The sequence below is a fragment of the Streptomyces sp. NPDC003248 genome (assembly GCF_055563235.1).
Genome location: NZ_JBVHDT010000004.1, coordinates 398,347 through 411,154, shown reverse-complemented (window position 1 = coordinate 411,154; position 12,808 = coordinate 398,347). Strand labels below are relative to the sequence as shown.

The following is a 12,808-nucleotide window of genomic DNA, read 5'->3' as shown; positions in this document are numbered from 1 at the left end:
GTACGCACGCGTCATCGCGCTCGTATGGAAAACAACCGCTGGAGACACCTGGTGAGTTCCCCAGATCCGCAGGTTCGCGCAGCGCGAAACCACTCGACCCCGGTCGGCGGGCGAGGGCCCGTCGTGGCCGTCACCGGCGCCGCGACCGGGGTGGGCGCGCTGCTCGCCGAGCGCCTCGCCGCCTCGGACGAGATCAAGCAGGTCGTCGCCATCGACGAGCGACGGGGGGAGTGCGACGCGGCGCAGTGGCACATCCTCGACGTCCGCGACCCGGCGATCGCCGACAAGCTGCGGGGCGCGGACGTGGTGGTCCACCTCGCGCTCGACCTCGACCTGGGGAGTGACAGCGCCGCCCGGACGGCCTACAACGTGCGGGGAACGCAGACGGTGCTGACCGCCGCCGCGGCCGCCGGGGTGCACCGGGTGGTGCTGTGCACCTCCGCGATGGTCTACGGGGCGCTGCCCGACAACGAGCTGCCGCTGTCGGAGGACGCGGAGCTGAAGGCGACGGCCGAGGCGACCGGGGTCGGCGACCTGCTGGAGATCGAACGGCTGGCGCGCCGCGCACCGCGGGCGCATCCGGGGCTCAACGTCACCGTGGTCCGGCCGGCGGTGCTGGTGGGCGGCACGGACACCGCCCTGACCCGGTACTTCGAGTCGCCCCGGCTGCTCGTCGTCGCCGGCTCGCGCCCGGCCTGGCAGTTCTGCCACGTCGAGGACCTGTGCGGCGCGCTGGAGTACGCCGTCCTGGAGAAGGTCGACGGGGAACTGGCCGTCGGGTGCGACGGGTGGCTGGAGCAGGAGGAGGTCGAGGAGCTCAGCGGGATCCGGCGGATGGAACTGCCGTCGGCGGTCGCGCTGGGCGCCGCCGCCCGGCTGCACCGGATCGGGCTCACGCCGTCCCCGGCGGGGGACCTGGCCTACACGATGTACCCGTGGGTGGTCAGCGGCAGCCGGCTGCACGACGCCGGGTGGCGGCCGCGGTGGACCAACGAGGAGGTGCTCGCGGAACTGCTGGAGGAGGTGTCCGGCCGGCACACCGTGGCCGGGCGGCGGCTGGGGCGCAAGGACGCCACCGCCGCCGGCGCGGCGGGGGCGACCGTGGCACTCCTGGGCGCCGCGGCCGTGGTGCGGAGGGCCCGCAAGGCCCGGCGGAGGTGAGGCAGGGGCGCGGGTGCGCCCCGGGAACCCGCCGCCGGCCCCCGGCGCCTCGGCCATCCTGGTCCGCTTCCCCTCTGTCGTCCGGTTCCCCCTCGTCCCCGGCGTGCGGCACGATGAGGGCATGGCACCGAGCAATGATCATCCCGGCGAGCAGCCGGCGCAGGACCCCGTCAAGCTGATCGCGATCCGTGAGACGGCGCTCTCCGTGGACGAGGTGTTCACGGCCGTCGGGGACGCCGCGGCCGGTGGGACGGCGCTGTTCGTGGGGACCGTGCGCAACCACGACGGGGGTGCCGACGTCGACGCGCTCGGGTACTCCTGCCACCCCAGTGCCGAGGCGGAGATGCGGCGGATCGCGGAGAAGGTGGCCGCCGAGTACCCGGTGCGGGCGCTCGCCGCCGTGCACCGGGTGGGGGACCTGGCGGTCGGCGACCTCGCCGTCGTCGTCGCCGTGTCGTGTCCGCACCGGGGAGAGGCCTTCGAGGCCTGCCGCAGGCTGATCGACGACCTCAAGCACGAAGTGCCCATCTGGAAGCACCAGACGTTCTCCGACGGGACGGAGGAATGGGTGGGCGCCTGCTGAGAAACGGGCCCCCTGCCCAGCGACGGCCTCCGGTTGCGTAACCGCCCCCCTGGCACGAGCGTTGTCCGTACGGATGGTTAATCTGCTGATCAGTCAGTTGCGGTCGCTCGATTGGGGTTGGGAGGTCGGCATGGCGGTGCTCGCCTGGTTGCTGATTCCGCTGATGGCTGCGGTCGGTGCCGGTCTGTGGGGCAGTTGGGCCCACCGGACCCGCAAGGTCCGTGGCGACGGTCCCGAACTGGACGGGTACGCCAGGTTCCGCGCGGCGATGGAGAAGCCCTCGTCCCGCACGTGACCCGGGCGGGGCCCCTGACGGTGCGCTGACAGAGGCGTCCCGTACTGTCGAGGCATGCCACGCCGCACCGCGACGATGCTCGCCTCCACCCTGATGCTGATCGCACTCCTGTGCGTGGGAGTGCTCATCAAGGCGCCGTACTCGGAGATGTCCCCGGGGCCGACGGTGAACACGCTGGGCGAGCACGACGGCGAGCCGGTGCTGCAGATCTCCGGCCGGAAGACCTATGCGACGACCGGCCACCTGAACATGACCACGGTGCGGGTCACCGGCGCCGACTACCGGATGAACCTCGTCGAGGCGGTCTACGGCTGGCTCGCCCACGACAGCAAGGTCGTGCCGCACGACACGCTGTACCCGGACGGCAAGACCGAGGAGGAGTCCACCCAGGAGAACGCCGAGGAGTTCAGCCAGTCCCAGGAGAGCGCCAAGGTCGCCGCCCTGGAGGAGCTGGGCGTCCCGGTGCAGTCCTGGGTGATCGTCTCCACGGTCGTCAAGGGCTCGCCCGCCGAGGGCGAGCTGCACGCCGGTGACGTCATCAAGACCGTCGACGGTACGGACGTCAAGGCGCCCGAGGACGTCGCGAAGCTGGTCACGAAGCACAAGCCGGGCGAGAAGGTCGTCTTCGGGATCGTGCCGGCCGCGGCCCAGGCCGCCGCCGAGAAGGCGAACAAGACGGCGACCGAAGTCGAGTCCGTCACGATCACCACGGCCGAGTCCGACGACGAGGGGGAGGACCGGGCGATCGTCGGGATCTCCGCCGGGACCGACCACACCTTCCCCTTCACCATCGACATCAAGCTCGCCGACGTCGGCGGGCCGAGCGCCGGCCTGATGTTCGCGCTCGGCATCTACGACAAGCTCACCCCGGGCAGTCTGACCGGCGGGAAGTTCGTCGCCGGCACCGGGACGATCGACGACGACGGCACGGTCGGCCCGATCGGAGGCATCGAGATGAAGACCGTCGGCGCCCGCGACCAGGGCGCCCGGTACTTCCTCACGCCCGCCGACAACTGCGCGGCCGCCGCCAAGGACACCCCGAGCGGGCTCACCCTCGTCAAGGTCGGCACCATCGACGACGCCCTCGGCGCCCTGAAGGACATCCGCAGCGGCGACACCGCCGACCTGCCGAAGTGCACGACGAAGTAGCCGCCCGGCCGCACGCCCGCCCGACGGGGCGGGCCGCGCGTGTCCTCCGCCCTACTCCTCGAAGGTCGCCGACAGGGCCTCCGCCAGGCCCGGGACCAGCCCGGCGCCGGTGAGGACCTCCGTCGAGGCGTCCTTCTCGCGCAGGCGCAGCGCCGACTCACGGCTGCCGTCCCGCAGGACCGCGACCGTCATCCGGACCTCCTGGCGCTCGGGGTGGTCCGCGACCCACCGGGCCAGCTTGGCCTCGCTCAGGCCCTGGGGGACCTGCGCCTCGGCGGACGGGGGCAGCATCAGGCGCTCCACGGTCAGGGCGCAGCCCGTCACCGCGTCCGGCCAGGCGATCGTGGCCAGGAACTCGTCGAGCGGCTTGTCCGTTGGCACTTCATCCTGCTCGATCGGGGTGAGACCGGTGGTCTCGGACTCTTCCAGACCGAGCTGGGCGGCGAGCGAGGGTTCCTGCACCCGCAGCCGTGCGGTGTCTACGAGGGCGAAGAGGCGGGCGGGCTGGTCCCAGCCGAGGCCGGAGGCGTACTCGTCGATCTCGAGCACGGCCCGGGTGAGCGGGTTCGCTGCCATGGGAGTGTTGGACATGGTCACAATCCTGCCTCGTTCCCGGCCGGAATCGGGAACCGAGTAAACGGTGAGTAAGTTGCATAGGTGTGGGCCCACGATCACGGGGGGCCACCCACGGTCCACGAACACGCGGGCCTGACGGACTCAACAGCGACTTTCGAGGTGCGCACCTTGGCTTTCCAGATGCCGGACCGCGGCGGAGGCCCGACAGGGCCGCGGATGAGAGTGGGCCGCCCGTCCCGGCGCGTCCGGACCCTGCTCATGACACTGGGCGTCCTTGCCGTGCTCGGCATGGCGTTCACCATGTTCGCCGGGTTCTGGACGGACTGGCTCTGGTACCGGTCGGTGGACTACTCGTCCGTGTTCACGACGACCCTGTGGACCAAGATCGGGCTGTTCTTCGTCTTCGGTCTGCTGATGGCCCTCGCGGTCGGGTTCAACATCTGGCTGGCCCACCGGCTGCGCCCGCCGCTGAGCGCCATGTCGATGGAGCAGCAGAGCCTCGACCGCTACCGGATGGGCATCGCGCCGTACAAGAAGTGGCTGCTGCTCGCGATCACCGCCCTGGTGGGCCTCATCGCCGGCGCCTCGGCGTCCGGCCAGTGGCGGACCTGGCTGATGTGGGTCAACGGCGTGTCCTTCGGCCAGAAGGACCCGCAGTTCCACCTCGACGTGAGCTTCTACGCCTTCGACCTGCCGTGGTACCGGTTCCTGCTCGGCTTCGGCTTCGCCGCCGCGATCCTCTCCCTGATCGCCGCCGCGCTCACCCACTACCTGTACGGCGGGCTGCGCGTCACCAGCCCCGGCGCGCGCGCCACGGCCGCGGCCACCGGGCACCTGTCGGTGCTGCTGGGCATCTTCGTCGCCCTGAAGGCGGTGGCGTACTGGCTCGACCGGTACGGCCTGGCGGTGAAGTCCAGCGACTTCAAGGCCACCGACAACTGGACCGGCCTGCGGTACGTCGACGCCAACGCCTATCTGCCGGCCAAGACCATCCTGTTCTGCATCGCCGTCATCTGCGCCCTCCTCTTCTTCGCCACCCTGTGGCGGCGCACCTGGCAGCTCCCGGTGATCGGCTTCGGTCTGATGGTGCTCTCCGCGATCCTGATCGGCGGCCTCTACCCGGCGATCGTCCAGAAGTTCCAGGTCCAGCCGAACGAGCAGGCCAAGGAAGCGCCGTACGTCGAGAAGAACCTCGAGGCGACGCGTGAGGCGTACGGCATCGACGGCGCCGAGGTCACCGAGTACACGGGGACGAGCAAGACCGAGGACAAGACCCAGCTGCGCGACGACGTCGACGCCACGGCGAGCATCCGCATCATGGACCCGAACATCGTGTCGCCGACGTTCCAGCAGCTCCAGCAGATGCGTAAGTACTACGCCTTCCCGGACAACCTGGACGTCGACCGCTACAGCGTGAACGGCACCGACCAGGACACCGTCATCGGTCTGCGCGAGCTCAACCTCGCGGGCGTGGACAAGCAGAACTGGATCAACAACCACTTCCGCTACACGCACGGCTACGGCGTGGTCGCCGCCAAGGGGACCACGGCGGACTCCGAGGGCCGGCCGGCCTTCACCGAGTCGAACCTCCCCTCGGAGGGTGTCCTCGGGGAGTACGAGCAGCGGATCTACTACGGCGAGAAGACGACCACGTATTCGATCGTCGGCGGTCCCCAGAAGGAGATCGACTACTCCGACGACCAGGGCGAGAAGACCACCAGCTACACCGGCAAGAGCGGGGTCAACCTCTCCAACCCGGTCAACCGCGCCGCGTACGCGGTCGCCTTCGGTGAGCCGCAGATCCTGTACTCGGGAGCGATCGGCGACGGTTCGCGGATCCTGTACAACCGCACGCCTAAGGAGCGCGTGGAGGCGGTGGCCCCCTGGCTCACCATCGACGGCGACGCCTACCCGGCGGTCGTGGACGGCAAGATCCAGTGGATCGTCGACGCGTACACGACCACCAACGGATACCCGTACGCCTCCCGTACGACCCTCGGTGACACGACGGCCGACTCGCTGACCGCCACCAACACCAACCGCGCGGTCGTGGCCCAGCAGAACCAGGTCAACTACATCCGCAACTCGGTCAAGGCGACGGTCGACGCCTACACCGGTGAGGTCAAGCTCTACCAGTGGGACACCGAGGACCCGGTCCTGAAGACCTGGATGAAGGCTTTCCCCGGCACGGTCGAGAAGAAGTCCGCGATCTCCGACTCGCTGATGGCCCATCTCCGCTACCCGCAGGACCTGTTCAAGGTCCAGCGCGAGCTGCTCACCCGCTACCACGTCAAGGACGCGACGACGTTCCTCAGCGGCAGCGAGGTGTGGCAGGTGCCGGACGACCCGACCAACAAGTCGGGCGACGCGGTGCCCCCGTACTACCTGAGCATGAAGATGCCCGGCCAGGAGGCGCAGGCGTTCTCGCTGACGACGACGTTCACGCCCAACGGCCGGGACAACCTCAGCGCGTTCATGGCGGTCGACTCCGAGGCGGGCACGCCCGACTACGGCAAGATCAGAGTGCTGAAACTGCCGACCAGCACCACCGTCGACGGCCCCAAGCAGGTCCAGAGCCAGTTCAACTCCGAACAGGACATCGCCGAGTCGATCAGGCTGCTGAGAGGCGGCGACTCCGAGGTCGAGTACGGCAACCTGCTCACGGTGCCGCTCGACGGAGGACTGCTCTACGTCGAGCCGGTCTACGTGCGCGGTGGTGGGCTCAAGTACCCGCTGCTGCGGAAGGTGTTGGTGACCTACGGAGGCAACACCGCCTTCGAGGACACCCTCGACGAGGCCCTCGACAAGGTCTTCGGCACCGAGGGCACGACAACGACGCCGCCGGCGGACGACGGTGACACCACGACCCAGCCGCCGACGTCCGGCGACGCGACGGTCCAGGAGGCGCTGAAGGACGCCCAGGAGGCCTTCGCGGCCGGCCAGGAAGCCCTGAAGAAGCCCGACTGGGAGGCGTACGCCAAGGCGCAGAAGGAGCTCGAGGCCGCACTCAAGCGGGCCGAGGAGGCGCAGGCCGAGGTGGACCGGAGCAGCAGCAGCGGCGGCAGCAGTGGCAGCAGCGGCGACAAGGCCACCAGCAGTCCCGGTCCGAGCGCGAGCGCCGGCGCGAGCGGGAGCGGCGGAACCGGCAGCAGTGCCAGTCCGAGCACCAGCCCAAGCCCTGTCAGCAGTTCCAGCGGCTGACCGAAACGGCTGGTCGTAAAGGCCCACCCCGCGTCGTGGTACGGTTGTGGAACACGACGCGGGGTGGAGCAGCTCGGTAGCTCGCTGGGCTCATAACCCAGAGGTCGCAGGTTCAAATCCTGTCCCCGCTACTGAAACCGAAGGCCCGGATCCTGAAAAGGATCCGGGCCTTCGTGGTGTGTGCGAACGCATGTGCTCGCCCCGGGGATCGTCGCGCCGCCTCGGGGAGTTGGGCGATCTGTGTTTGACTTGTCTCTCTGTGGGCATGTCGACAAAACGCTGAAGTGACCTCACGGGCTGCGGCATACGAGGTGTACCCGGGGTGCAGGTGGTGCGACGATGGACGTTATGGGGGACAAGGCAACTCTGTTCGAGACAGGGCGGTTTGTGCAGCCTTCCACTCAGGAAGCGACCCCGGGCGAGGCTCCGGACGACAGCCGGGACGAGACGGGGGAGGCCGTAGAGGAGGCCCGCCGACGGATGGCCGCCGAGGCCGGCGACGTCGAGGCGATGAGCGTCCTCGGGGCCATGCTGCTGCGCCGCGGCGATCTCGACGGTGCCGAGCCCCATCTGCGTGCCGCCACCGCGGGCGGCGACCGGGCCGCCGCCAACAACCTGGGCGTCCTCCTCCACCAGCGCGGCTACGCCGACGACGCCGCCGGATGGTGGCGGGTCGCCGCCGTCGCCGGCTCCGCGGCCGCCGCGCACGCGCTGGGCCGACACCACCGTGAGCGCGGGGACGAGCCCGCGGCCGAGTACTGGCTGCGCCAGTCCGCCGAACAGGGGCACGTGCTCGGCGCGTACGCCCTCGCCGATCTGCTGGAGCACCGCGGGGACCGGGGAGCCGAGCGGTGGATGCGGGCCGCGGCGGAGCGGGGGCACCGGGAGGCGGCGTACCGGCTGGCCCGCGCCCTCGACCGGCGGGGGGCCCAGGACTCCGGCGGCGACCCCGGCGTCTCCGCGGCGGCGGAGGCGGAACAGTGGTACCGGCAGGCCGCCGCGCGCGGCCACCGGCGGGCCGCCCTGCACCTCGGGGCGATCCTGGAGCAGCGGGGCGACATCCAGGAGGCCGGGCGCTGGTACCTGACGTCCGCCAAGGACGGCGAGCCGCGGGCGGCCTGCGCGCTCGGGTTCCTGCTGCGTGACGCCGGCGACACCGAGAACGCCGCCGTGTGGTGGCTGCGGGCCGCGCAGGACGGTGACGGCAACGCGGCGAACGCGCTGGGCGCGCTGTACGCCGAGCGGGGCCAGACCCAGACCGCCGAGCGCTGGTACCGGGCCGCCATGGACGCCGGGGACGACAACGGCGCCTACAACCTCGGCCTGCTCTGCGCCGAGCAGGGCCGTACCGCACAGGCCGAGCAGTGGTACCGGCGCGCCGCCTACGCCGGGCACCGGGAGGCCTCCAACGCGCTCGCCGTCCTGCTGCTCCAGGGCGGGGACACGGCCGGAGCCGAGCCCTGGTTCTCCAAGGCCGCCGAGGCCGGCAGCGTCGACGCCGCCTTCAACCTGGGCATCCTGTTCGCGGGACGGGGCGAGGACGCCCTGGCGCTGCGCTGGTACGAGCGGGCGGCGGCGGCCGGGCACACCGAGGCCGCGCTGCAGGTCGGGATCGCCCGGCTGCGGGTCGGCGACGAATCCGACGCCGAACGGCACCTGCGATGCGCGGCCGGCGGCGGCAGCGCGGAGGGGGCGTACCGGCTCGCGACCGTGCTCGACGCGCGCCGTCCGCCGACGCCCGCGCACGAGCTCGGTGAGTCCGTGCACGAGAAGACCGAGTGCGAGGAGTGGTACGAGCGGGCGGCCTGCCAGGGGCACCGGCGGGCGCAGGTGCGGGTGGGCATGCTGGCCGCCGCGCGGGGCGACGTGCCGGAGGCGGCGCGCTGGTACCGGGCGGCCGCCGAGGCCGGGTCGCGCAACGGCGCCTTCAACCTGGGCCTGCTGCTGGCGCGGGAGGGCAGCGAACCGGAGGCGGCGGTGTGGTGGGCGCGGGCCGCCGACGCCGGCCACGGTCGGGCGGCGTTGCGCCTCGCCCTGGTCTACGCGCGTCGTGGAGAGCTCGCGGAGGGGCAGCGGTGGGCGGACCGGGCGGTGTCGCTGGGGCCCCGGGAGGTGGCCGAACGCGCCGCACGGCTGCGGGACGCGCTGCGCGAGGAACTGTCGGCCTAGGGCCTGTTGTGAAAGTCCCGCCTGCCTGGCGACGCCATGCACGCTCCCCCAGCCTCCGGCCGGGGGGGACCCCCACTCGCCGCACCGGCCCCTGACCCAAGTACATCCAGTACGAGGGCCAGGGGCCGGCACTCCCCCAGCCTTCGGCCGGGGGACCCCCAGAGCACGCACCTGACGCCGCCAGGCCCGCCCTCCGGGCGGACGACGGGACTTTCACAACAGGCCCTAGAGCGGGGGCGTAGAGGTCCCCGGAGGAGTCTCGCCGGGGAGGCCTCCTCCTGTGTGACCGAGGTCGCGTGGCGGGTCCCCCGGTACTCATTTGCTTCTTGCCGCCGTGTTGACGTAACGTTGCATTCATCGACGCGGGGTGGAGCAGCTCGGTAGCTCGCTGGGCTCATAACCCAGAGGTCGCAGGTTCAAATCCTGTCCCCGCTACTGAAGGCCGAGGGCCGGAATCCGAAAGGGTTCCGGCCCTCGGTGCATAGTCGCTGCCTGGTCGGCGCGTGGTCGTGCGCGAGCCTCACCGCCGCCCGCCTGCCGCACCCGGCACTCCCCCCCCCCGCCTGCCGCACCCGGCGGAAGCCGCAGCCGTCCTCGGACAGACGGAAGCCCCGGCCCCCGTGGTGGGGTGCCGGGGCTTGCGGGAGTCCTGGCCGCTGCTGTGCCGGCCGTCCTGCGCCCTCGCGCGAAGCGGCCGTCCTACGCCCCCGCGCAGTTCGGGCATATGCCGCGGTAGGTCACTTCGACGTCCGAGACGGTGAAGCCGAAGCGCTCGGAGTCGGGGAGGTCCGCCAGCGGGTTGCCGCTCGGGTGCACGTCCCGGATCGCGCCGCACTGCGCGCACACCAGGTGGTGGTGCGGGCGGTGGGCGTTCGGGTCGTACCGCTTGGCGCGCTTGTCGGTGGCGACCTCGAGCACCTCGCCGAGCGTCACCAGCTCACCCAGCGTGTTGTAGACGGTCGCCCGCGAGATCTCGGGCAGCTTGGCCACGGCCCGTGCGTGCACCTCGTCGGCCGTCAGGTGGACGTGTTCGCCGTCGAGGACCTCGGCCACGACGCGCCGCTGCGCGGTCATCCGCCATCCGCGGCCGCGCAGCCGTTCCAGAAGGTCACTCATACGTTTCAGCCTAACAGCAGGGGGACCAGGTCCCGAATGGGTGTGACTTTGGAGCGTTGCTTGACTTAGACATTGTCCATTGTAGGATCGACCTCGGCTTCGGCCAAGCGACAGGAAGCGGCAGAAGCCAGGACCAGGCAGAAGTGACGTAGGTGCCCAGAGCGAAGCTCCGGGGCGCAGGTGCGCGCCCCGGCCCGTTCCACCGCCGCAGTTCCTGAGTTCCGTGATCCGCCCAGCCCTCTAAAGGATTACCCCCATGACCGAGAACCATGACGCGATCGTCACTGATGACAAGCCGGCGGAAGCAGGGAAGTGCCCGGTCGCGCACGGGCGCGCCGCGCACCCCACTCAGGGCGGCGGCAACCGCCAGTGGTGGCCGGAGCGCCTCAACCTGAAGATCCTCGCCAAGAACCCGGCCGTCGCCAACCCGCTGGGTGAGGAGTTCGACTACGCCGAGGCCTTCAAGGCCCTGGACCTCCCGGCCGTGAAGCAGGACATCGCGGAGGTTCTGACCACCTCCCAGGACTGGTGGCCGGCCGACTTCGGCAACTACGGCCCGCTGATCGTCCGTATGGCCTGGCACAGCGCGGGCACCTACCGCATCAGCGACGGCCGCGGCGGCGCCGGCGCCGGTCAGCAGCGCTTCGCGCCGCTGAACAGCTGGCCGGACAACGCCAACCTCGACAAGGCCCGCCGTCTGCTGTGGCCGGTCAAGAAGAAGTACGGCCAGAACCTCTCCTGGGCCGACCTCCTGATCCTCGCCGGCAACGTCGCCCTGGAGACGATGGGCTTCGAGACCTTCGGCTTCGCCGGTGGCCGCGCGGACGTGTGGGAGGCCGACGAGGACGTGTACTGGGGTCCCGAGACGGTCTGGCTCGACGACCAGCGCTACACGGGCGACCGTGAGCTGGAGGAGCCCCTCGGCGCCGTCCAGATGGGTCTGATCTACGTCAACCCCGAGGGCCCCAACGGCAACCCGGACCCGATCGCCGCGGCCCGCGACATCCGCGAGACGTTCCGCCGGATGGCGATGAACGACGAGGAGACGGTCGCCCTGATCGCGGGTGGCCACACCTTCGGCAAGACCCACGGCGCGGGCCCGGCCGACCACGTCGGCAACGACCCCGAGGCCGCCTCCATCGAGGACCAGGGTCTGGGCTGGAAGAGCACCTTCGGCACCGGCAAGGGCGGCGACACCATCACCAGTGGCCTCGAGGTCACCTGGACCAGCACGCCGACCCAGTGGGGCCACGGCTTCTTCAAGAACCTCTTCGGTTACGAGTGGGAGCTGACCAAGAGCCCGGCCGGCGCCCACCAGTGGGTCGCCAAGGACGGGGCCGGCGCGGGCACCATCCCCGACGCCCACGACCCGTCGAAGAGCCACGCCCCGACGATGCTCACGACCGACCTGTCGCTCCGGTTCGACCCGGCGTACGAGCAGATCTCGCGGCGCTTCCTGGAGAACCCGGACGAGTTCGCGGACGCCTTCGCGCGGGCCTGGTTCAAGCTGACCCACCGTGACATGGGCCCGGTCGTGCGCTACCTCGGCCCGGAGGTCCCCTCCGAGACGCTGATCTGGCAGGACCCGCTGCCGGAGCGCACGGGCGAGCTGATCGACGCCGGTGACATCGCCGCCCTCAAGGCCAAGATCGCCGAGTCGGGCCTCACGGTGTCCGAGCTGGTGTCCACCGCCTGGGCGTCGGCCTCCTCCTTCCGCGGCAGCGACAAGCGCGGCGGTGCCAACGGCGCCCGCATCCGCCTCGAGCCGCAGATCGGCTGGGAGGTCAACGAGCCCGACCGCCTGCGGTCGGTGCTGCGCACCCTGGAAGGCGTCCAGGAGTCCTTCAACGCCGCCGCCCAGAGCGCCGGCAAGCAGGTCTCGCTGGCCGACCTGATCGTGCTCGCCGGTGCGGTGGGTGTCGAGAAGGCCGCCAAGGACGCCGGCTTCGACATCGAGGTGCCGTTCACGCCGGGCCGGGTGGACGCCACGCAGGAGCAGACGGACGTCGAGTCGTTCGCCGCGCTCGAGCCGAAGGCCGACGGGTTCCGCAACTACGTCGGCAAGGGCCAGCGCCTGCCGGCCGAGTACCTGCTGGTCGACAAGGCCAACCTGCTGAACCTCAGCGCTCCCGAGATGACGGTCCTCGTCGGCGGTCTGCGCGTCCTGGGCGCGAACTACCAGCAGACGAAGCACGGCGTCTTCACCGAGACGCCGGGCGTCCTGACGAACGACTTCTTCGTCAACCTGCTCGACCTGGGCACGAGCTGGACGTCGACGACCGACGACCAGACCGTGTTCGTCGGCAGCGACTCCGCCACCGGCGAGGTCAAGTGGACCGGCACCCGTGCCGACCTGGTCTTCGGCTCGAACTCCGAGCTGCGCGCGCTCGCCGAGGTCTACGCGAGCGACGACGCGAAGGAGAAGTTCGTGAAGGACTTCGTCTCCGCGTGGGTCAAGGTCACGAACGCGGACCGGTTCGACCTGGTCTGAGCCGGGGGCCCCGCCTGAGCGTGGGGCTCGTCCGGGCGTGAGGTGAGCGACGGGCCGGATTCCCTTC

At 70.9% G+C, this 12,808-nt stretch carries 9 protein-coding genes and 2 tRNA genes; 9 read left to right on the top strand and 2 right to left on the bottom strand.

Features of this window, described 5'->3' with window-relative positions:
- Positions 1-51 precede the first annotated feature (51 nt).
- From ACZ3KJ_RS13500 to ACZ3KJ_RS13485, 4 genes are all read left to right on the top strand, one after another.
- The gene (locus tag ACZ3KJ_RS13500) at positions 52-1,161 is read left to right on the top strand and encodes an SDR family oxidoreductase (RefSeq protein WP_467526688.1); all 1,110 of its coding nucleotides are present in this window, start codon (positions 52-54) and stop codon (positions 1,159-1,161) included.
- Between the two features lie 121 nt (positions 1,162-1,282).
- On the top strand, positions 1,283-1,744 hold the full coding sequence (locus ACZ3KJ_RS13495) for a molybdenum cofactor biosynthesis protein MoaE (protein ID WP_467526686.1): 462 nt from the start codon (positions 1,283-1,285) through the stop codon (positions 1,742-1,744).
- A 73-nt stretch (positions 1,745-1,817) separates the two neighbouring features.
- Positions 1,818-2,039: a hypothetical protein gene (locus ACZ3KJ_RS13490; RefSeq protein WP_385061945.1), complete on the top strand. Its 222-nt coding sequence runs from the start codon at positions 1,818-1,820 to the stop codon at positions 2,037-2,039.
- Between the two features lie 54 nt (positions 2,040-2,093).
- Entirely contained in the window at positions 2,094-3,188 is a 1,095-nt protein-coding gene (locus ACZ3KJ_RS13485) for a YlbL family protein (RefSeq protein ID WP_467526685.1), read from the top strand.
- A 51-nt stretch (positions 3,189-3,239) separates the two neighbouring features.
- Here ACZ3KJ_RS13485 and ACZ3KJ_RS13480 read toward each other — a convergent pair whose 3' ends face one another.
- Positions 3,240-3,779, bottom strand: a complete 540-nt coding sequence (locus ACZ3KJ_RS13480; protein ID WP_389514052.1) for a PPA1309 family protein — start codon at positions 3,777-3,779, stop codon at positions 3,240-3,242.
- A 165-nt stretch (positions 3,780-3,944) separates the two neighbouring features.
- Here ACZ3KJ_RS13480 and ACZ3KJ_RS13475 point away from each other — a divergent pair, with 165 nt between their 5' ends.
- From ACZ3KJ_RS13475 to ACZ3KJ_RS13460, 4 genes are all read left to right on the top strand, one after another.
- Positions 3,945-6,965: a UPF0182 family membrane protein gene (locus ACZ3KJ_RS13475; RefSeq protein WP_467526833.1), complete on the top strand. Its 3,021-nt coding sequence runs from the start codon at positions 3,945-3,947 to the stop codon at positions 6,963-6,965.
- A gap of 57 nt (positions 6,966-7,022) precedes the next feature.
- Positions 7,023-7,096, top strand: a tRNA-Met gene (locus ACZ3KJ_RS13470).
- A gap of 208 nt (positions 7,097-7,304) precedes the next feature.
- Positions 7,305-9,134, top strand: coding sequence for a tetratricopeptide repeat protein (locus ACZ3KJ_RS13465; RefSeq protein ID WP_467526683.1), 1,830 nt, complete (start codon positions 7,305-7,307; stop codon positions 9,132-9,134).
- A gap of 361 nt (positions 9,135-9,495) precedes the next feature.
- A tRNA-Met gene (locus tag ACZ3KJ_RS13460) sits at positions 9,496-9,569 on the top strand.
- Positions 9,570-9,833: 264 nt separating this feature from the next.
- On the opposite strand, the gene ACZ3KJ_RS13455 is transcribed toward ACZ3KJ_RS13460, so the two are convergent.
- Positions 9,834-10,250, bottom strand: coding sequence for a Fur family transcriptional regulator (locus ACZ3KJ_RS13455; RefSeq protein WP_467526681.1), 417 nt, complete (start codon positions 10,248-10,250; stop codon positions 9,834-9,836).
- Positions 10,251-10,506: 256 nt separating this feature from the next.
- Here ACZ3KJ_RS13455 and katG point away from each other — a divergent pair, with 256 nt between their 5' ends.
- Entirely contained in the window at positions 10,507-12,741 is a 2,235-nt protein-coding gene (gene katG / locus ACZ3KJ_RS13450) for a catalase/peroxidase HPI (RefSeq protein WP_467526679.1), read from the top strand.
- Positions 12,742-12,808 lie beyond the last annotated feature (67 nt).